At 32.9% G+C, this 22,115-nt stretch carries 19 protein-coding genes; 5 read left to right on the top strand and 14 right to left on the bottom strand.

The window, feature by feature from the left end:
* Positions 1-3 precede the first annotated feature (3 nt).
* Entirely contained in the window at positions 4-372 is a 369-nt protein-coding gene (locus tag ACYEKI_RS07150; protein WP_459210485.1) for a hypothetical protein, read from the top strand.
* Between the two features lie 144 nt (positions 373-516).
* Here ACYEKI_RS07150 and ACYEKI_RS07145 read toward each other — a convergent pair whose 3' ends face one another.
* From ACYEKI_RS07145 to ACYEKI_RS07130, 4 genes are read right to left on the bottom strand one after another with little or no spacing between them, the layout of a single operon-like run.
* Positions 517-1,263 carry a succinate dehydrogenase/fumarate reductase iron-sulfur subunit gene (locus tag ACYEKI_RS07145; protein ID WP_459210484.1) on the bottom strand — a complete coding sequence of 249 codons (747 nt, stop codon included), beginning with the start codon at positions 1,261-1,263 and terminating at the stop codon, positions 517-519.
* A 40-nt stretch (positions 1,264-1,303) separates the two neighbouring features.
* Positions 1,304-1,660 carry a four helix bundle protein gene (locus ACYEKI_RS07140; protein WP_459210483.1) on the bottom strand — a complete coding sequence of 119 codons (357 nt, stop codon included), beginning with the start codon at positions 1,658-1,660 and terminating at the stop codon, positions 1,304-1,306.
* A 37-nt stretch (positions 1,661-1,697) separates the two neighbouring features.
* Positions 1,698-3,716 carry a fumarate reductase/succinate dehydrogenase flavoprotein subunit gene (locus tag ACYEKI_RS07135; protein WP_459210482.1) on the bottom strand — a complete coding sequence of 673 codons (2,019 nt, stop codon included), beginning with the start codon at positions 3,714-3,716 and terminating at the stop codon, positions 1,698-1,700.
* 18 nt (positions 3,717-3,734) lie between these two features.
* The gene (locus ACYEKI_RS07130; protein WP_459210481.1) at positions 3,735-4,412 is read right to left on the bottom strand and encodes a succinate dehydrogenase cytochrome b subunit; all 678 of its coding nucleotides are present in this window, start codon (positions 4,410-4,412) and stop codon (positions 3,735-3,737) included.
* A gap of 507 nt (positions 4,413-4,919) precedes the next feature.
* Between ACYEKI_RS07130 and ACYEKI_RS07125 the strand changes: the two genes are divergently transcribed.
* Positions 4,920-6,065 (top strand): methionine aminotransferase, encoded by a 1,146-nt coding sequence (locus ACYEKI_RS07125; RefSeq protein WP_459210480.1) that lies wholly within the window; start codon positions 4,920-4,922, stop codon positions 6,063-6,065.
* Positions 6,066-6,181: 116 nt separating this feature from the next.
* Here ACYEKI_RS07125 and ACYEKI_RS07120 read toward each other — a convergent pair whose 3' ends face one another.
* Together ACYEKI_RS07120 and dinB are read right to left on the bottom strand one after the other, a co-directional pair.
* The gene (locus tag ACYEKI_RS07120; RefSeq protein ID WP_459210479.1) at positions 6,182-6,844 is read right to left on the bottom strand and encodes a hypothetical protein; all 663 of its coding nucleotides are present in this window, start codon (positions 6,842-6,844) and stop codon (positions 6,182-6,184) included.
* 89 nt (positions 6,845-6,933) lie between these two features.
* Complete coding sequence (dinB, locus tag ACYEKI_RS07115; RefSeq protein ID WP_459210478.1) at positions 6,934-8,034, bottom strand: DNA polymerase IV; 1,101 nt, start codon at positions 8,032-8,034, stop codon at positions 6,934-6,936.
* A gap of 166 nt (positions 8,035-8,200) precedes the next feature.
* On the opposite strand from dinB, the gene ACYEKI_RS07110 reads away from it, so the two are divergent.
* The 3 genes from ACYEKI_RS07110 to ACYEKI_RS07100 all read left to right on the top strand — a co-directional run bounded on the left by ACYEKI_RS07110 (position 8,201) and on the right by ACYEKI_RS07100 (position 10,417).
* Entirely contained in the window at positions 8,201-8,668 is a 468-nt protein-coding gene (locus ACYEKI_RS07110) for a CYTH domain-containing protein (RefSeq protein ID WP_459210477.1), read from the top strand.
* Positions 8,669-8,870: 202 nt separating this feature from the next.
* Complete coding sequence (locus tag ACYEKI_RS07105; protein ID WP_459210476.1) at positions 8,871-9,377, top strand: YciI family protein; 507 nt, start codon at positions 8,871-8,873, stop codon at positions 9,375-9,377.
* A 134-nt stretch (positions 9,378-9,511) separates the two neighbouring features.
* Positions 9,512-10,417 carry a transporter gene (locus ACYEKI_RS07100; protein ID WP_459210475.1) on the top strand — a complete coding sequence of 302 codons (906 nt, stop codon included), beginning with the start codon at positions 9,512-9,514 and terminating at the stop codon, positions 10,415-10,417.
* An 86-nt stretch (positions 10,418-10,503) separates the two neighbouring features.
* Here ACYEKI_RS07100 and pbpC read toward each other — a convergent pair whose 3' ends face one another.
* The 8 genes from pbpC to ACYEKI_RS07060 form a co-directional block, all read right to left on the bottom strand.
* Positions 10,504-12,852, bottom strand: coding sequence for a penicillin-binding protein 1C (gene pbpC, locus ACYEKI_RS07095; protein WP_459210474.1), 2,349 nt, complete (start codon positions 12,850-12,852; stop codon positions 10,504-10,506).
* Positions 12,853-12,877: 25 nt separating this feature from the next.
* Positions 12,878-13,192: an antibiotic biosynthesis monooxygenase family protein gene (locus tag ACYEKI_RS07090; RefSeq protein ID WP_459210473.1), complete on the bottom strand. Its 315-nt coding sequence runs from the start codon at positions 13,190-13,192 to the stop codon at positions 12,878-12,880.
* A gap of 62 nt (positions 13,193-13,254) precedes the next feature.
* Complete coding sequence (locus ACYEKI_RS07085) at positions 13,255-18,786, bottom strand: alpha-2-macroglobulin family protein (protein ID WP_459210472.1); 5,532 nt, start codon at positions 18,784-18,786, stop codon at positions 13,255-13,257.
* Positions 18,787-19,168: 382 nt separating this feature from the next.
* Positions 19,169-19,723, bottom strand: a complete 555-nt coding sequence (locus ACYEKI_RS07080; protein ID WP_459210471.1) for a hypothetical protein — start codon at positions 19,721-19,723, stop codon at positions 19,169-19,171.
* A 50-nt stretch (positions 19,724-19,773) separates the two neighbouring features.
* A complete protein-coding gene (locus tag ACYEKI_RS07075; RefSeq protein ID WP_459210470.1) occupies positions 19,774-20,280 on the bottom strand; it encodes a hypothetical protein in 507 nt (168 codons plus the stop codon).
* A gap of 94 nt (positions 20,281-20,374) precedes the next feature.
* Positions 20,375-20,938: a hypothetical protein gene (locus tag ACYEKI_RS07070; protein ID WP_459210469.1), complete on the bottom strand. Its 564-nt coding sequence runs from the start codon at positions 20,936-20,938 to the stop codon at positions 20,375-20,377.
* 50 nt (positions 20,939-20,988) lie between these two features.
* Positions 20,989-21,561: a hypothetical protein gene (locus ACYEKI_RS07065; RefSeq protein WP_459210468.1), complete on the bottom strand. Its 573-nt coding sequence runs from the start codon at positions 21,559-21,561 to the stop codon at positions 20,989-20,991.
* Between the two features lie 4 nt (positions 21,562-21,565).
* Complete coding sequence (locus ACYEKI_RS07060) at positions 21,566-22,087, bottom strand: hypothetical protein (RefSeq protein ID WP_459210467.1); 522 nt, start codon at positions 22,085-22,087, stop codon at positions 21,566-21,568.
* Positions 22,088-22,115: the final 28 nt, after the last annotated feature.

The following is a 22,115-nucleotide window of genomic DNA, read 5'->3' as shown; positions in this document are numbered from 1 at the left end:
TTTATGAACAACAACATTCATCGACAAATCAAAGATATTCAGGTACAAGCAGATCGATTACTTAATACAAAACCAAACCTGGAAGATATTAAGCAATTTAAACAGTATGCTGATGAACTTAAAACTTTTTTAATTTCAAATGTTAATGATGATTTCATTTTAAATTATTTAAATGAATTACCTGATATTGATCTTGATAGAAAAAAGTCAAATAATAGTATTTTATTGATTTTACTAAGTTTTTTTTCAGGCTCTCCACTTGGAGCATCATACAGAGAACAAGACAAAGTTGATCAAGCTTTGGAAACAATTAAAGAAATACGAAACAAATATTCTTCATCAGAGTTTATGTTGAAGAATTATTTTTCTTAAAAAAACTGGTTGTCTTAATATAAAGACAACCGTTTTTTTATATTCCAAATTTACTTAAGTCTTATCTTCATCATTATTTTACTATATAAAAAAGCTCCCCATCTATAAGATGAAGAGCTTTATATAATTTTATAAGATAGTGTTTTATCCTTTTAAACTCGCTTTTAAATATTCACGATTCATACGTGCAATATTTTCTAGAGAAATTCCTTTAGGACACTCAATTTCACAAGCTCCAGTGTTGGTACAGTTTCCGAACCCTTCTAAATCCATTTGTTTAACCATAGCCATTACACGATCTGCTGCTTCTACTTGTCCTTGAGGTAATAATGCATATTGAGAAACTTTTGCTCCTACAAATAGCATAGCAGATGCATTTTTACATGTTGCCACACATGCACCACATCCGATACAAGTTGCTGCATCCATAGCTTTATCAGCTGCTTCTTTGGCAATAGGAAGTGCATTAGCATCTTGTGTATTTCCTGAGGTATTTACAGAGATATATCCTCCTGCATGTTGAATACGATCAAACGAAGAACGATCTACTACTAAATCTTTAATTACTGGGAATGCTTTTGCTCTAAATGGCTCAATTGTAATTGTATCACCATCATTAAACATACGCATATGTAACTGACATGTAGTTACGCCTCTATCTGGTCCATGTGCTTCTCCGTTAATATACATCGAACACATACCGCAGATACCTTCTCTACAGTCATGATCAAATGCTACAGGCTCTTCACCAGCAGCGATTAATTGTTCGTTAAGTACGTCCATCATTTCTAAGAATGACATATGCTCTGAAATCTCAGACACTTTGTACTCAACCATCTGTCCTTTATCGTTAGAACTTTTCTGTCTCCAAATTTTAAGTGTTAAATTCATAACTATTTAGTGTTTAGTAATTAGCGAAAAGAGAAAAGTTCTATTCTTTTTCTTCAAGTTTTTTGATTAGTGTATTTAACATTTTACTAATCTCATTTATTAAACCATCGATATTTTCGCTATCAATACTATATAATTCTTTTGCTATTAATACTTGTGTTTCTAGTTCATACAATGAGCCTCTAGCTATTTTCAAGAACTGAACAAAATTCTTATGATAGCCTCTTCCCCATCCTTCGGCAATATTAGAAGGTATCGAGACTACTGCTCTATTGATTTGACTAGTTAATCCAAATCTCTCGTACTCAGGAAAATTAGAACTAAATCTATAAACTTCTTGTACTAAACTCATAGCTTTTTGCCAAACTATTAATTCTTTGTAAGAAGTTATACTCATAAATTATTTCTTATTACTCCTGACTCGTCACTAACTACTACTTATAAGAACGTTGCTTTAATTCGATATCTTTAAACTCTAATTCTTCTTTGTGTAACACAGCATCTGCTGGTTCTCCTTTATATTCCCAAGCAGCTACATAAGCAAAATCTTTATCATTACGCTTTGCTTCTCCTTTTTGTAATCCATCAAGTTCTACAGACTCTTCACGGAAGTGTCCTCCACAAGATTCATTACGCTCTAGGGCATCTTTAGCAAATAGCTCTCCTAATTCTAAGAAATCGGCTACTCTACCTGCTTTTTCTAATTCTGGATTCATTTCTCCAGCTTTTCCAGGAACTTTTACGTTTTTCCAGAAATCTTCACGTAATGCTTTGATTTCTTTCATTGCAGCTTTTAATCCATCTTCATTACGAGACATACCGCATTTTTCCCACATGATCTTTCCTAGTTTCTTGTGGTAATAATCAACAGAATGTTCTCCTTTATTATTTACAAAGAAATCTATACGATCTTTAACTGCTTTTTCTGCTTCATCAAACTCTTTGGTATCTGTAGAGATCTTTCCTGTACGAATATCGTTTGATAAGTAATTTCCTATTGTATATGGTAATACGAAATATCCATCTGCCAATCCTTGCATTAATGCAGAAGCTCCTAAACGGTTAGCTCCGTGATCAGAGAAGTTTGCCTCTCCAATAGCATAACAACCCGGAATTGTTGTCATCAAGTTATAATCTACCCAAATTCCACCCATAGTATAGTGTGTTGCTGGATAAATCATCATTGGTGTTTTGTATGGATTATCATCAACGATTTTCTCATACATTTGGAATAAGTTTCCGTATTTTGCTTCAACGATTTTTTCTCCCAACTCTGTAATTTTAGCTGCAGATGGGTTATCGATTCCTTGAAGTTTTGCTTGCTCTTTTCCGTAACGCTCAATCGCAGATTTAAAATCTAGATAAACTGCTTCACCAGTAGCGTTAACTCCATATCCGGCATCACAACGCTCTTTTGCTGCACGAGAGGCAACATCACGTGGTACTAAGTTACCAAATGCTGGATATCTTCTTTCTAAGTAATAATCTCTTTCTTCTTCAGACAAGTCCGTTGGCTTTTTACGACCTTCACGAATTGCCATTACATCTTCCATATTCTTTGGTACCCAAATACGTCCATCATTACGTAAAGACTCAGACATTAATGTTAATTTTGACTGGTAGTCTCCAGAACGTGGAATACATGTTGGGTGAATTTGCGTATAACATGGGTTCGCAAAATACGCTCCTTTTTTATGGATTTTCCATGCTGCAGTAGCATTAGATCCCATTGCATTTGTAGATAAGAAATATACATTTCCGTATCCTCCAGATGCAATTACAACTGCGTGAGCCGAGTGACGCTCGATCTCTCCAGTTACTAAGTTACGTGCTATAATCCCACGTGCTTTACCATCAACGATTACTACATCTAGCATCTCATGACGGTTAAACATTTCTATTTTTCCACGAGCAATCTGGCGGTTCATTGCCGAGTATGCTCCTAATAATAATTGTTGTCCTGTTTGTCCTTTGGCATAGAATGTACGAGATACTAATACACCTCCAAACGAACGGTTATCTAATAATCCACCATAATCACGTGCAAAAGGAACTCCTTGTGCAACACATTGGTCGATAATATTTGCAGATACCTCTGCTAGACGATATACGTTTGCTTCACGCGAACGGTAATCTCCTCCTTTTACGGTATCATAAAATAAACGGTAAGCAGAGTCACCATCTCCTTGATAGTTCTTTGCTGCATTGATTCCTCCCTGCGCTGCAATCGAGTGCGCTCTACGAGGTGAATCTTGATAAGCAAATGCTTTTACGTTATATCCTAATTCTGCAAGAGTTGCTGCCGCAGATCCTCCTGCTAATCCTGTCCCCACAACAATAACATCAATAAGACGTTTATTGGCAGGGTTTACTAAATCAATTTTATCTTTATGAGTAGTCCATTTATCTTTTAATGGCACTCCTTGTGGTACTTTTGAATCTAATATTGCCATGCTCTCGTACTATTAATGTTAATGACTGAAAAAGTGAAATAATGCGATAACGATAAATCCTGCCGGAAGTATAATTGCATACGCTTTACCAAAAGTCTTCAATCCGTTTGTATACTTATTATTTGCTCCTACAGATTGGAATGCTGAGTTGAAACCGTGTAATAAGTGTAATGCTAAGAACACAAATCCAATACAATATAATGCAACTCTCCAAGCAGCTGCAAATTTGTGTTGTAATTCATCGAAATATCTAAACTCTCCATCATGCATTCCTGACCAATCTCCTTTAACGAATTTTGTATTCAATTCTGGAAACCAAAAATCAATAAAGTGAATTACGATAAAAATCAAGATAAACAGTCCACTGTAAATCATGTTTCTCGACATCCATGTAGAGTTTGCTCCTCCGTTGTTTTTTGCATACTTAACTGCTCTAGCACCTTTGTTTTTTAACTCTAAAGCAAATCCCATTACAAAGTGAAATACCACTCCAAAAATTAATACAGGTTGTAATACAAACTGTACTAATGGATTAGTTCCCATAAAATGAGATAACTCATTAAAAGTTTTTCCATTATCTGGAAAAATCGAGGTAATGTTAATTGCAAAGTGCTGCAATAAGAAAAACATTAGGAAGAAAGCAGAAAGTGCCATTGCTACTTTTCTTGCGATCGAAGATTTTAATAATCCACCCATTATTTATTATTATTTTTAATTGTGTTCAAGTAACAAAAGTAAGATTCGATAGCGTCTTTAACAAGCTTTCTATTTGGTTTGTAATTCGATTGTAATTATTTATAATGAGTATAAAGAAGCTTTTTTTAGCACTAATCCCCTCATTACGAAAACGTTTGAACTTTATTCACTTTACCCTTATCAATTTTGAGAGAATTCTCATTTTTTATGGACAATATCAAAAACTGAAGGATGAATCCTATTATACTAGGAAGAGCGTATATTTATAATCAAATTAAAGATTTTAGAATATTGAATGTAACAATAGCCTTCGGCAGGCTCAGGTTACAGGTATGATCATCAAATTTATGGTCACTTCGGCAGGCTCAGTGACCATAAATTAATTTCTTTTAAATTTTACATTTAGCATTTTAACGTTATTTATTGCTTGTTTTTCTTTCTTAACATCGTATTGACATTTGAGGTCAATTCTTTTTTGTTTCTTTATGGCAATAAACACAACTGATTATGACTCCACTTATTTCAAAATTACCTAATGTAGAAACCAACATTTTTACGATTATGAGCGGCTTGGCTGTTCAAGAAAATGCATTAAATCTATCTCAAGGTTTCCCTAATTTTGAAGTGAGTCCACGTTTGATGGATCTTGTTAATAAAGCCATGCGCAAAGGGTATAATCAATATGCTCCTATGGCTGGAATTCCTGAACTGCGTCATATCATTACCCAAAAAACAAACACTCTTTATCAAAGCAATTATCATCCTGATACAGACATCACCGTTACCTCTGGTGCAACACAAGCCATCTTTACTATTATTGCCGCTTTTGTACATCCTGGTGACGAGGTTATTGTCTTAAAACCTGCTTATGATTCTTATGAGCCTGCTATCGAATTGTATGGTGGAACAACCATTCCTGTGCAATTATCGGCTCCAGATTTTAAAGTGGATTGGGAAGAGGTTCGTAGCAAAATTTCGTCTAAAACACGTATGCTTATCATCAATACACCTCATAATCCTAGCGGAACTATTTTATCTGAAAGTGATATGCTTACACTACAAGATTTACTTAAGGATACTGATATTATTTTGCTGAGTGACGAAGTGTATGAACATATTATTTTTGACGGACAAACACATCAAAGTGCTGCTAAGTTTTCTGGCTTACGCGAAAGAGCTTTTATTACGGCTTCTTTTGGAAAAACGTTTCACACCACGGGTTGGAAAATGGGATATTGCCTTGCGCCAAAAGCTCTAATGGACGAGTTTAAAAAAGTACACCAATTCAATGTTTTTTGTAGCAATCATCCTATCCAACAAGCATTAGCTATTTACCTGAAGCATCCAGAGCATTATGAAGCGTTACCTGATTTTTACCAGCAAAAACGGGATTTCTTCTTATCCTTAATTAAAGATTCTCGTTTTACGTTTACACCAGCAGCTGGTACTTATTTTCAGTTATTAAACTATAGTGCAATTACCGATGAATATGATGTAGATTTTGCAAAGCGACTTACACGCGAACATAAAATTGCATCTATACCTGTATCGGTATTTAATCATAAACAACAAGATGATAAAGTACTTCGTTTTTGCTTTGCCAAAACCGAAGAAACCTTAGAACAAGCTGCCGAGATTTTAAATAAAATTTAATGTTAGTTATTTAGTTAATTAGTGATGAGTGATGAGTGATAAGTAATTATTATAGAAAATCAATATTTAAAAATGTCTAGTCACTCGTTACATTTTAATAAATAAAGTTAATATTACTATTTTTTAGACATAACATTCATTTTCTTATATATTCTTTTTCCGAATACATTAACTCCTTTAAAAATTAACTTATCATATTTTAATTGTGAAGAGATTTTCCCAAAACTAATAGTATATAATACACTTTCCATATTTTTAAATTCATACTTGCTTAAAAAATTCTTTCTTCCTCCTCTCAAAATCTTAGTTATATAATATTCAAATCCATCAGGAGTTTGAATAAATGTATCATATCTATTAAACCCATTTTTAATATCATTTCCTAAATTTGTTACTTTTATATCGATAATTATCTCGCTAGCATCTTGATATACATTTTCAAATTCATATAAAAACTCATCAACTTCAATTCTAGGGAATTTTTCTATTTCATTAGCAACAAATTTTCTTTTCATATATATAAGTTCTTCTTTGAGACTATCTATTATTATTTTCTTTTGAATATCCCAGCTTTTTTTATCTCTTATCAACTTATCATATTCTTCTTTAACAATATAATTATCTTCAACTATCTCTTTTGAAATCGAATTATCTCTTATCATTTCAATTTCTACCTTATATGTATTCGAAGTAATTGCCCACGTGACAAATATTCCAATAACTGTGGATGTTATTAAAAATAGCCCTGTAATTATTGTATTTTTTGTAGTAGTTTCCATAAATATACTTACTTATTCATGAAAACAATTTACTCAAATGCATAATTATTTTTTTACGCATTAACCTCAATCTTATTACGTATTAATTATCAAAAATCAAACTTTAACTGTATAATCTCTACTTCTTGCTTTTGCTTTTCTTTTTTCTTTCCTGTATTGAGATTGGATAAAGAAATCCCTAATAAACGTACCGAGTTTTTTAGCTTTTCTTGATATAATAATTCCTTGGCAGTTTCTAGAAGTATGGCTGCATCACTAATATAATACGGCAAGGTTTTGCTTCGGGTTTGTAATGAAAAATCACTGTATTTGATTTTTAAAGTAACTGTTTTTCCTGCTACTTTACTTCTTTTTAAGCGACGTTGGAGTTCTTCAGCTATATTTTCTAGACGTTCTAACATATAAATCTCTGACGAGATATTCTCTATAAACGTTCGTTCTGCTGCCAATGATTTTCGTTCGCGATTTGGTTTTACCGGACTCAAATGTATTCCGCGTACAATACGATAATAATGTCCTCCTGCTTTACCAAAATGTTCTCTTAAATATGCTTCTGATTTCGCTTTAAGGTCTTTACCTGTATAAATACCCAAACCATACATTTTGGTTTTGGTTACCTTACCTACTCCGTAGAACTTTTTCACATCCAATGCTTCAAGAAATTCCAATACTTCGTGAGGTGGTACTGTTTTTTGTCCGTTAGGCTTATTATAGTCACTAGCAATTTTGGCTACAAATTTATTAATCGAAATCCCTGCAGAAGCAGTCAACCCTATTTCGTCAAGAATACGTTGCCTAATCTCTTGGGCTATCATAGAAGCACTGGGATTTCCTTTTTTATTTTCGGTAACATCCAGATAAGCTTCGTCTAGCGATAAGGGTTCTACCAAGTCAGTATAGTCATAGAATATTTTTCTAATTCGCTTAGAGATTTCGCTATAGCGTTCAAATCTAGGTCTTACAAAAATCAAATCGGGACAATTACGTCTAGCAGCTACACCACTCATAGCCGATCTCACTCCATATTCTCTTGCTTCATAACTAGCTGCACTCACTACTCCTCGTTTTCCGCCACCACCAACAGCAAGAGGTTTTCCTCTAAGCTCTGGATTATCCATCTGCTCTACAGAAGCATAAAAGGCATCCATATCTACATGAATAATTTTTCTATTTGCTATACTTTCTTCCAATTGATTCCCTAGGTGCAGTTTGTTTTACAAATTTAAAACTTATATCATTAATACCCTTTTTCATTTAAGAAACTCATGCAAAATTATTGCACCATAAGATTCGTATCCTTCCAACTAAAGTTCTTCTATAAATATTCCGTTTATTTGTTTTTTAAATGTAGGAATCATGATCGAAATCGAGCGCAAATTTTTAGTTACTTCTACTGCTTTTATAGCAATGGCTCAAACGAACACTCGTATCGTACAAGGCTATCTCAATTCGCACCCAGAGCGAGCAGTACGTGTACGTATCAAAGGTGATAAAGGTTTTCTTACTATAAAAGGAAAAGGAAATGCATTTGGTACTTCTCGATTTGAATGGGAAAAAGAAATCCCTGTAACCGAAGCGGAACAATTATTAGCGCTTTGCGAAAAAGGAGCGATCGATAAAACCCGATATGAAGTGCAAGTTGATGCTCATCTTTTTGAGGTAGATATTTTTGAAGGAGAAAACCAAGGATTGATCCTAGCCGAAGTTGAATTACAAGACGAAAATGAAACGTTTACAAAACCGGATTGGTTGGGAGAAGAAGTTACTGGAGATTCACGATATTATAACTCACAACTGAGTAAAAATCCTTATGCTAATTGGTAGTTTTTCTAAGTGAAGAGTGATTAGGAATGAGTTTAAGTTGGTGAGTTATGAGAGAACTATGTCACTTCGAATGTGCTCAGTGACCGCATATCATTTGTAGCCTGAGCACAGTCGAAGGCTACTTAGCTATAAAAAAATCCATATTCAAAAAATACATCAAGAAATAGTATCTTTATTACGGGAAAACTAAACAACTAAACTCATGAAACGATTTATTGTATTTGCTAGTCTATGTACTCTTTTTGCTTGTCAACCTCAACAAGAGCAAGCTAAAAAAGAAGTGATCGAAGAAATAGAAATAATAAAAACACCTCCTGCTCCTTCTGTTGCTGCTATTAAAGCTGACTTAAAAAACAATGGCTTTAAAATCTTTGATTATGTAGATGATAAAACCGGTGATACAGTCATCATGCAGCAATACTTTATCGCTTTTTTAAAGAAAGGGCCTAGTCGTTCTCAAAATAAAACTGAAACTGATAGTTTACAACAGTTGCATTTAGCGCATTTGGGTAAAATGTATGAATTAGGCTATGCAGATATTTCTGGTCCATTTGGTGATGATGGAGATATTAGAGGTATTACCATTTATAATACTCCTACTTTAAAAATAGCTGATAGTCTAGCTAATCTTGATCCTATGGTAAAAGCTGGTCGTTTGGTTATCGAAATGCATCCATGGTGGGCTGCAAAGGGTTTTCCTTTGAGGTAAAACCATAAACTCTAGTAAAAAACTAGAGCATTAACATTTTATTCCAAAATATTAAGCATTCGTTAACATAATTCATTGTTAAGGTCTTGAAATGATCCACGTCTAAGGTATGTAATCATAAAAAAATCAAGACTATGAATTTCGTAAACACCCCAAAGAGCGCTTTGGTCTCTTTGGCTATGCTTATTTTCCCCACTATTGTCATAAATGCGCAATCACCCGTAAGTGGGTTTTACCCTAAAAAGAATGAAATTACTGTTGCTGTAGGTCATACGTACAAAAGTAATGACAAATTTTATCGCGGTACTGATTTAACCGATGGTAACCCCGCCAATTTTGGAGAAGTCAGTTCGTCTATCTACAGTATTTATGGAGAGTATGGGATTAATAATTGGCTCTCTACCACAGCCTCTCTTCCTTATATTACCACTCAGAATGAAGAGAATATTCCTGATCCTATTCAAGGTTCAAGTGAGGTTGATGGTATTCAAGATTTAAGTGTCTTTGTTAAGGCTCGTGCTTTTGAAAAAAAATTCAAACATTCTTCTCTAGCTTTAGGTGGTGCTACTGGTGTAAATGTTCCTGTAGGTAATTATGACGGTAGAGGTATTTTATCTTTAGGAAGTAATGCTACTACCATAGATGGCTTAGCTATTGCTCAATACACAGCACTAGATCACTTTTTTGCCGAAGCGCAATTTGGCTACAGCCAAAGAGAAAATTCAGATTATGAAGTACCTAATGCTATTTTGTATAGTTTTAAAGTAGGTTATTTTCATAAATTCTTCTATGTACATACGCAATTAGGAATTCAAAATTCTTTAACTGGTTTTGACATTGGATCACAAGAATTTGCAGATGCAGGTGGTCCTGCAGCATTGCCTCAAACCGAAGTTGATTATACCAAGTTAAATGTCGCTTTATATGTGCCTATTCTTGAACATTTAGGATTATCTGCTGGATATGACACTACTCTTGAAGGACGTAATGTAAATAAAGAAACTGCATTTAATTTCGGAATGATTTTTAAATATTATTAAGGGTTTTATTTAGGTTGTTTTATCATACCTGTGTTTTTTGCCAAGTAACCATCACAATACTATACTTATTGTGGTGGTTGCTTTTTTTATTCCTTAACTTCTAATACTCTTTTTATTTCATTACCATATTCGTCGAGTACGGTAATCATATGCTTTCCTATACTCGGTAAAATAGGCATTTCGTGAAATTGCTGTGTTGTTCCCAAAAACTGATTATCGAGATACCAAAACACTTTAGTTTTGGGTTGTGTATGTGCTACTTTTAAAATGACTTCGTTAACTTTCCCATTAAAGTCTCTGGCTAAAAAAACACTTCCTCGTTCTTTTGGAAAAATAAAATCCATGATCTTTTGTTCGTCAACTTGACAATCACTTCTATATGGTGGTAATGCTTTATAAGTAGCATCAGTATTTTTATAATAATACGCCATCAAAGGAGGCAATACAAACCAAGAGGCTTGTTGTATTTGTGCTACTGGTTCGCAGCTAGAATTCACTCTATATTGTCGTTGTGCATCTAGGTGTATTTGTTGGTGATACGGACAAGAATTCATCTTATTTCCTAATTGTGGAACAAGCACTTCTTTTTTAGGACAAATCGCACTGGCTAAGAATCCGCTTTTGGTACATACCTCAACCTTGACTACATCGTCATATGGTGTTTCAAACCATTTACTTCTAGGCAAAAGATTAAAAACATCAAATAACACTGGTGCTGCCGAATGTACTCCGGTTAATTCTGGTCGCCCTTCTCCATCTGCATTTCCTACCCAAACTCCCACAACATAATCACTAGTTGTTCCTATTGCCCATGCATCTCTATTACCAAAACTAGTTCCTGTTTTCCATGCAATTTGCCTTGATGAATCATAAAACTCCCACGCCTCATCTCCTTCTGGTCTGTTAACCTCCTTCATTGCTTCGTAAGTCAACCATATACTTCCTGCTCCTACTATAGGTTCTTCTTTTACTTTTTTACCAAAATCTATCGTTCCTGTTTTAATCAACTTAGGGTCAACAAATTCTTGTGTATAATATTCACTTGATGTTTTTTGATAATGATTCAATGTTCCTGTTAAGCCTGCATAGGTTTTACACAAATCCCAAAGACTAGCTTCTGCTCCTCCTAAAATTAACGATAAGCCATAATGGTCTGCACTAAACTTCAAATCTTTGATTTTATAAGCCTGAATTTCTTCTCTAAAACGCGCCAATCCATATTGTTGTAATAAACGTACTGCGGGTATATTGAGCGATCTTGCTAGAGCTCGATTAGCAGGGACAGCTCCGTTATATGTTTCGTCATAATTTTCTGGACTATATCCTGCAATTACTGTAGGGATATCGGGTACTAGTTGTTCTGGTAATAATTCTCCTTTGTCCAACATTGCCGCATATAACAACGGTTTTAAGGTGCTTCCTGTACTACGCGGTGCTTGTATAATGTCTACATCTTTTTGATGTTGTTTATCTGTTGGGGTATTCCCTACATAACTTAACACTTCTCTAGTAGATACATCTATGACTACGACAGCCATATTATATACTTCGTTTTGTTTTTGTATCTCATAATGCTGTCGTACGATCGTATTTATTTGTTTTTGTAAATCATATTTAATACTTGCTTGTACACGCATACCTTCATTTTGTTTTGCAATTTGCATCAATGCATGAGGTGCTATTTGCGGTAAGGCATAGGGTTTTTGTGGTAAGTTTTCTTCTAGGGCTAATTCATACGTCAATAAATCAATAGTTCCTTGTTCCCATAACGTTTTAAGCACGTGATCTCGCTTTCTTTTTAATTTTAATTGGTTCTTTCCTGGATATATTAATGCTGGAGCATTAGGTAAAACTGCAAGTGTCGCACTTTCTGCCCATGAAAGTTGGTTTGCAGGTAATCCAAAATATCGCCATGCAGCCATATCAAGACCAACAACATTCCCTCCAAAGGGGGCATGAGATGCATACAGTTTTAAAATTTCATTTTTTGACACCCCTAATTCTAGCCGTGTAGCCAGAATTAATTCGATCATCTTTTCTATATACGTTCGCTTTTTTCCTTTACGAGAAAGTCTGATCACTTGTTGTGTCAACGTACTCCCTCCTCTTACAACTTTTTGTGCCTTAATATTTTCTATTAACGCTTGGGTTATAGCTATTGGATTAAATCCAAAATGCCTATAAAACTGTTGATCTTCAAAAGCTAATAAACTTTGCTCAAACTTATAAGGGACACTATCAATTTCAGGAAAACGCCATTGTCCATCTTTAGCGATTTTTGCTCCTAATAAGATCCCTTCTCTACTCTGTATTACTGTAGCTGTTGGGTCATTAAATAGCGGAAAAGATATCGAGAAATAATACCAAACAAGAAGTATTCCTATGATAATACATCGCTTGGGATGTTTGTATATGTACTTTATAATTTTCTTCAATTAATCTTCCATTATACTAATACTGCTATTTTTCCTTTTTCTCTCCAAACTCGTATGCTCTTTCAACTAGACAAATTCTAACGCTATACCAACTATACCAATCTTTTCTTCCTTTTTGTTGCGCAAAGAGATGATCTGTTTGTTTTTTCCAAGTAGTTATCGCCTCTTTATCTTCCCAATACGAAACCGTAATTCCTATCGTTTCTCTCGCACTTTCTATACCTAAGAATCCAGGTTGTTCTTTAGCCAAATCCACCATTTTCTGTGCCATTTCACCATAACCATCTTCAACGTCTGTTCGCTGTGATGTAAATATTACTGCATAATATGGTTCTTGCATTTGTAGTATTTTAAAAGCATAGGAGTTTTTTTAAAAGAGCTCCTATGCTTACTTTATATTTTTTATTTTACAACTTGAATCCATTTACCTTTATTTCTTACGGCATAGGTATTGTCATACATGGCTTCACTTTGAATTCCTGGCAAATAATACGTTCCTAAATAAGATGCATTTAACAAGATGGTTACTGTTTTACTTTCTCTTGGTTTTAAATCAAAATAGAAATTAACACGGTCATCTCTAATATCTGTATAGGTTACATTATTTGCTTTAAAATCTCCAAAATCTGTAAAACGTGTATTGACAATTTCCCATCCAGAAGGAAATATCTCTGTCAAGGATATATCTTTTACGTGTTCTCCTGTTGTATTGGTTATCGTAACTTCTGCCACAAAATCTGTTCCTTGAGTAAGTTCTGTTACATTTATTATTTTTCCATCTTTGGACTTATAATCAACAATAGCACTTAATTTACTCTGAATCACTTTTTCTTCTCCTACAGGTAAAATTCCTTGCGTATTTAACTGTACAAAAATAGTATTCGCTTTATTGTTGCTAAGCTTAATCATATTCTGTTTTTCCAGTGTCAACGCTTCTGTAATCGCTATAGTTTTATTCGTTTTAATACTTGAAGCTTTTCCGTTAAGCACATAATTAGCTGTTATTCCTTTTCCTCCTACAGCTTTTGCAAATTTTGCCATAGCTAGTAAACTATAGGCTGTAGTTTGTGTACTCATCCATTTACTTGAAACCAAATCTTTTGCAATAGATACGGCTAGTTCTTGTGCTTTAGCTTTTTTATCTAACGAAATATAGGTTTCCATTGCCATAGCTTTGTTGCGTGTAATCGATCCATAATTATAATGATTACGATTAGGAACATAATCTATATTTGCATCTTTTAAAAGCTTTTCGGCAGCAGATGCCTGCCCTACTAAGCCATAAGTCATCGCTAAGCGTAGTTTGGCATTACTAGAAATTCCTGAAGTTTCTCTTAAACGATTCATAGACGCTAAATCCGGACTTCCGGCAAGTGCTAAGGTATATAATCGATAGGCTTGTGATAATCCTGAATTACTACCATTAAACGATCTCCATTGTTTTGCTTGTTGTCTTTGATAATTAATCCAGTTACTTTTAAATCCTATTGGCAACACATATCCTTTTTTATTGGCCTCTAATAAAAAGTGTCCAGCATAGGTTGTTCCCCAATCACTTACTCCCGAATTACCCGACCAGTATGACAATCCTCCATTAGGTTTTATAAAATGTTTTAGCTTCTTTATCGCTTCTTCTACATTATATTGTAATTGTTGCTTTTGAGCACTTGATAATTCAAAAATTTCGTCTAAGTACAATTGAGGAAATGCTGCCGAAGTAGTTTGTTCTACACATCCGTGTGGATAGCGAATCAAATATTTCATTCTACGATCAAAGTTCATAGGAGGTAAGCTCGAAAACTCAATATTCATAGCGTTACTTCCTGTTATACCAAAAGCTTCTAGAGATAACTCTTGACTTGCATTAGGTGCTAATGTGATCATTTGAGTTTCTGTTGTCACAGGGTTAGGATTTACAATCGAAATAGGCACTTCATAACTTGCCCTTTCTCCATTTCCTGTTGCTTGAACAGTTATAGTCGTCTCTGCAGCATTCTCTAAAACTTCAATATCAAAATACACCATTTTTTCGTCTGGCTGTGCAAATTGAACTTGTTGTGCATTTGATCCTATAACTTTGAATCCTTTATTAGGTTTAAGCTTTACGGTTACATTTTTCACTTTTTTCTCCATTGCAAAAACAGTAACAGGTACTCTCACTTTTTCTCCTGGTGTAATTTTTCTAGGTACAGAACTCAACACCATTAATGGTTTACGCACTGGTGTCGTTTTTTCTACTGCTCCATAAGCTCCGTTTACTGCATTTGAAGCCACAACCATAGTACGTACAGATCCTATATATTTAGGGATTTTGATCTCATGTGTACGCTTTTCTCCTCCATCTATAGTAAATGGCCCCGCGTATACCACCATAGGTTTAAAACGATTTGCTTTTTTTGATTTACTTCCAGCTGCTTCTCCATCTCCTCCTATACTAAATATCTGTTGTATGCTTCCACCAAAAGCGCCAATCACTTCGTCATAAATATCCCAGGTCTTCACCCCTAAAGCTTCTCTTGCATAAAAAGTATCCCATGGTGATGGTGTATTAAAACGAGTAAGATCTAACAATCCTTCATCTACTATTGCTAGAGAATACGTCATAGGTTTTCCTTTGGTTTCACTTACTGTTACTTTAATCGTCTCTTCTGGCCTCAATACCTCTGGCATTGTAATCTTAGGACTTAAACGTGTCTCGGGATTTTCAACTGATATCGGTACTACTCCATATAATCGTATAGGTAAATCATTTACTGTAGATGCGTGTGGTTGTAATAAAGTAATATGTATATACACATTAGGTGTGTATAATTCTTCTATAGGCAATTCAAATTTGGTTTCTCCTTTTTGTGTAACTACCCATTGTGAGTTTAAAACTTCGGTTCCATTTTCTACAGAAATTAAGGCTCTTCCTCCTTCGCTTGACGGAAAAGTAACTATAGCTTTTTCTCCTACATTATACGTTTTCTTATCCGTAGAAAACATCAACATAGTTGCTGCAGATGGATCATTCTTTCTTGATTTCCCTGCCCAACCCGGCCAATCAATATAAATTGTTTTTCCGGTTGCATGTCCTCCATTAGGATCTTCTATTCTCACTAAATAACGCCCCCATTCTGGATATTTAAGATTGTATTTAAATGATGTTTTTCCGCTACTATTCGTACTTACTGTTGTGCTAAACACTTTATCTCTATATGATCCATTACTATAAGACGATAGATTATCTTCTGAGGTTTCCCACCACCATCTCCAGTGCACTTTGTAAATCGATACTTCAAGGTCCTCTACAGCTTTAGGGTTTCCTGACTCATCTACTGTAACTACCTCAAAAGTATGATCGGTATCTGTAAGTAACATTCCTCTAGCCTTATCTCCTTTAGGTGCATTTAAACCTACATAGGTCTCATAAGGTGAGTAATCTTTACTGATAACATCTGTACTAAAATCTCCTCCATTTTCATATACTTTGGTAATAAATGAAGCTCGTAACATTCCTGCTGCTTGATTCGATAATTCTGGTGAAAGCCTAAAACTCGCTTTTCCTTCGTTAGATATTTTCCCATCAAAAACCACTTGTTCTTCTGTACCAAAATATCGCGCTGGATCATCAAAAGTATAGCTAGGAAACTTCTTAAATGTTGTACGTTTTGGTCTAAAACGTACATTCATATCTGTTTTTAGATTTCTTGCAATAGCACCGTGTAACCATGCAACTTCTAAATTTCCTGTAATATCATTTTCTCCTCCCAATACTTCATTATCAAATGTTGCTTTGATTTTAAGTCGGTTAGGTTTAATCGTTTCAATTTTTAAGTTCTTAGAGAAACTCGCTCCTCCTACTTGCACTTTTGCTTGCCAGTTTCCTGTTGACGCCTCAGGATCAGTAACTACAGTAAAACGATAGAAATTATTTGTTCCATCTGTAGTTGTTTCTTGATGCATTAATTTTCCGTATGGATCTCTTAACTCAAATTTTACTGGATGTTTTAATGGTAATTTATTTGCATTATCATTTAACATAAATGATAAAAACAACGTATCTCCTGGTCTCCATACACCTCTTTCTCCGTATAAATAACCTTTTAATCCTTTTTGTAATCTTGTACCAGAAACGTCAAACTTACTTATTGATAATGCATTTCCATCATCTAGTTTTACGTAGGTTTGTTCTTTCCCTATATTAACAATTGCAAAATAGGCTGGACGCTCTGCATCTATAATGGTAAAACCTTCGGCATCAGTTTTACTCATCCCTACTTCTTGCTGTTGGTAATTGTATATTTTTACTGTTGCACCTGCTTTGGGCGTCGTCGTTACAATATCACTTACCGCAAAACTATATGTATGATTTAATCCTTTTTTAACCACAACTCCCAAATTGGTTGCCAGTATGTTTGCACTTATTTTTTTATTAGTATAATATGATGATGTACATGGATTATCTCTATCATTCCAATCGTAGTAATAATCTTCGTAATAATATTGTGCCGAGTCCCAATAACTCGATTCTTCTTCTTCGTCAAAATTCGTTGCAAGTTCTTCTACACTTAATGTTTCTTTGGTCGCTTCGGTATCATCACATTTGTACAGTGAATAGGCTTTTTTATATTTCAATTCTATTCTATAAATAGCACCTGGATCTGGAGTTATTAACTCTTTTAGATCTACAGCAAAAGCATTCCATTTACTTAGATTTAATCCTTTATTTTCTTGAAGGTTTATTAATTTTCTAGCAACTGGTCTCGCTACTGCTCTAATATTTCCTCCGTCTTTTAGATTATTGGTTTGCAAAAATTGTAGTACATTATCTTGATAAATTTTCATGACTACTAATTCTACCGCTTTAAGATTAACTGCTTCAAAATTGAATTTTAAATTCTTTGAATCTGGAAGTATTACTCCACTTTGTAACAACCTAACTTCTGGTTTAATCTGTTCAAAGGAAACTTGTTCTGTATAAGTGTTTTTTAATTTATAATTATCTACACTCTTTATTCCTTGAAATATAGTTACTTCTAGCGTTCCTTTTAGTTCTCCTCTCGGATATACTTTTAGGTTATTTCCTTCTACTGTATATTTTAATCGGTTAGCTCCAGATATAGTTACTAATCCATCAAAGTTTTGTTTTTTCTTTAAAGGATCTGTAAAGTTGATATTGATATATTGTTGGTCCATATTGGATACCGATATATCTAATACCGAAAAGTTATTTTTTCCTGGAATTACTACTGTTTCTTTTCCTTCACTATCGATATCAAAAGATTTTCCTGACCACGAAACTTCTACTTCTGAGTCTTCTTCAAAACGTTGTATGCTATCTATAGTAAATTCAAATTGTCGTGATCTCTGAATGTTTTGATCAAATTTAATTGCGATATCGTTTCCTTTTTGTCTCGCTTTAATCAGTTTTTGAGCAGCTTCTATATCCAATTGATCGCTTGCTGATAAGGTCCCCGTTATGTATTGCCAATCTTTGCTGTATGATTGTAAGTTATTAGTAATAATAGAAAACTGTTGTTTGATGGTTTCTACTCCAAAAATAAATTCTTCAAACTCTGATGGAATTTCTGATACTAACTGACTTAAATCGAGTGTAAAAGTATAAGTCGTTTCTTCTTTAAATTTCTCGTCTGGTCTAAAAGCAATCGTACGATTGTTTAAGGCGATTACTTTTCCTTTTACTTTGGGATTTACTTTTAAAATATCACTTGGTAATTCTTGTTGATCATTCCAACCCGCAACTGGATTTTGCAAGACAACAAACACTTCGTCTAACACAGAAATACGCCCTACTGAGACATCGGACACATATTCGTGATATTTTTCTAATGCTGAAGCATTGTATGCTGCTGTATTATTTTCTTCTTTTTTCCCACAAGAGAAGAGCATTGCTACTAACAATACTAAACCGATAAGCTTACGACTGTACATGCTTTTTTGTTTTTGAATGATGTTGTTTATTTACTATATACCTATACGTCCCTATCTACTATAAATAGTTTTATACTATAGCAATAGGGTTTATTTTGTTAAATAAGTATGATGGGGTATCTGTCTTACAAAACTAGTTCAATTTTAAGTGTTATAAAAGCATTATTGTTTTTAGATAGAATTCTTTTATAGAACGTATTTAGACTTTTTGATATAATACCATTACTCAATTAAAACTATCGCATTAAAATTGTTATTTCTGTATTTTTCTATAAGGTACTTTCAAATAAGAAATGATATGGCCAAAAAACATATATAAATTCATAAAAAAAGAGAAACCGTTATGGTTTCTCTTTTTTGTAAATTATTTAGTATACTACTCTTAAAAGAAAGTAAAAACTCTTTTTGGAGTCCATTTTTTGTTTTCTTTTTCATAACTTATTATAACAGAGACTGCATGAATAGTCATACCATATAAAATAGCTTTTTTACCATCCTGACTAAACAACGGATATGATATCTTATTAACTTTTTTGTTAGAAAAAAACTCTTCTTTATCTACAATAACAATACCTCTCTTCTTCTCTTTTCTCTTATTTGGATTGTACTTTTTATATGATATCAAGGTCTTATTAAAAAAATTATCATAAAAAAACAACGAATCTTTTTCTTCTATTGTTGCTGGAAACCTCTTTCTATGGTCTAAATAGTATTGAATACTATCAGTATCAACTAAAGTTATATACAATGTATCTTCTTGTTCATCTTTAACAGAAATATTCTTTCTAGTAATTAACCAATTTTTTAAAATATCTCTTTGATCTTTTTTTATTGGCTTGTATTGAACATAAGATTTACATGATTGTAATATTCCTCCTGTTAATAACACTAATATTACTTTAAGTAAAAAAGAAGCTACATTATAAGGCTTGATCATTTTATATTTTTTCTTAACATAAAATACCATATATCACCTTTCCAAAATTATTAATAAAATGAAAAAACATCTATCATCATCCATTTACCATCTTCTCTTTTTTTAAATGTTATTATCTGAGATATAATTTTTGAAATTGAACTTCCATATAGAATAGCTTCTTTTCCATTTTGACTAAATAAAGGATATGACATGCTATCAATCTTTATTTTATTATGCTTTTCTTTTAATTCTTTTAAAAGAACTATTCCTTTTTTCTTAAATTCATTTTTATTTATCTTATTTTTTTTAATTTTCGGTTTACCATTGAAAAACTTTTCATAATAAAAAATAGAATCTCTCTCTTTTAAAGAAACTGGAGATCCTTTTCTTTTCTCTAAAATCTCTTTAATTTTTGTTTTTTCAATAAACAATATTTTTAAAGTATCCTTATTCTCAACATTTTTCAACACCTTATATCTTGTTGTTAACCAATTTTCAATTATTGCTTTTTGATCCTTTTTCGTTGGTCTATAATCATCATAAGATTTACATGACTGCAATATTCCTCCTATCAATAACACTGGGATTGCTATAAATAAAAAAGAAGTTACTTTATGATATTTGATCATATCTTACTCTCTCTTAATTCGCTACATCATTAAACTGTTTTTACTTTTTTAATAAAAAAGTAAAAACTCTTTCCGTAATCCATTTCTTGCACTCTCTTTTATAAATCATTATATGAGCTCCATTTCTAATTCCTGAACCATATAAAATAGCTTTTTTACCATCTTGACTAAACAACGGATATGATACCTTATTGGCATTCTTATTAAAAAAAAACTCTTTTTCCCTTATAATCACAACACCTTTTTTCTTTTCCTTTTTCTTGCTTGGATTGTACTTTTTATATGGTATCAAGGTTTTATTAAAAAAATTATCATAAAAAAACAACGAATCTTTTTCTTCTATTGTTGTTGGAAACCTTCTTCTATATTCTAAATAGTACTGAATACTATCGTGATGAATTAAAGCTATATACAATGTATCTTCTTGATCATGTGCTTTTGCAACTTTTTTCCTAGTTGTCAACCAATTTTTCATAATTTCCTTTTGATCTTTTCTAGTTGGTTGATATTTATCATAAGATTTACATGATTGCAATATTCCTCCTGCTAATAACACTAATATTGCTTTAAATAAAAAAGAATCCACATTATAATGCTTGATCATTTTATATTTTTTCTTAATATAAAATATCATAAATCATATTTTCTGCATTATTAATAAAATGGAAAAACATCTACCATTATCCATTTGCCATCTTCTCTTTTTTTAAATATTGCTATTTGGGATATGGTTTTAGTAACTGTACTACCATATAAAATAGCTTCTTTTCCGTCTTTACTAAATAAAGGATATGACATGCTATCTATTTTTTTATTTGATATTATTTCTTTTTCTTCTAAAACCACAATTCCTTGTCTCTTTCTCTTATTTCTTCGAACTCTATAGTGATCGTTAGTATTCATTGAATTATTAAAAAAGTGATTATAAAACCGTAAAGAATCATCTTTAGATAATCTTCCTGGTACTCTTTTTCTTTGCTCCAAAATATATCTAATTTTATCATTGGTTATAAAAGTCATATATAAAGTATCATTTCGTTCATGATTTTTAGATACCTTCTTTCTTATTGTCAACCAATTTTCAATTATTGCTTTTTGATCCTTTTTCGTTGGTCTATAATTATCATAAGATTTACATGATTGTAATATTCCTACTATCAATAACACTAGCAATATCTTAATTACAAGATGATGAAGATGGTTTTTCTTACTGTGTAATTCAATCATTTTTCTAAAAAAAAGAAAAGATATTTTTTATTTTCCATTTCTTATTATCGTCCTTTCTAAGTATAGCTATTGTTGACACGCCTGACACCATCGAACTATATAAAATAGCTTCTTTTCCATCTTGACTAAATAAAGGATATGACATGCTATCTATTTTTTTCCCATCTATTTTAATTTCTCTTTTTTTACGTTTACCAGTTCTACGAATAGCAATTGGATTCTTAAAAAAATGCTCATAAAAATATAGTGAGTCTTCTTTTTTAAGTTTTACGGGATATTTTTTTCTACTCTCTAATAGATACTTAATTTTATCGCTATTTATCATATATATAGACAAAACATTATTTCTCCCATGTGTTTCAGAAACCTTCTTTCTTATTGTCAACCAATTTTCAATTATTGCTTTTTGATCCTTTTTCGTTGGTCTATAATTATCATAAGATTTACATGATTGCAATATTCCTCCTATCAATAACACTGGGATTGCTATAAATAAAAAAGAAGCTACTTTATGATATTTGATCATATCTTACTCTCTCTTAAACCACTACATC

It is taken from the genome of Aquimarina rhabdastrellae (genome assembly GCA_947387485.1).
Classification (GTDB): Bacteria; Bacteroidota; Bacteroidia; order Flavobacteriales; family Flavobacteriaceae; genus Aquimarina.
This window is presented reverse-complemented; position numbering and strand designations above follow the sequence as displayed.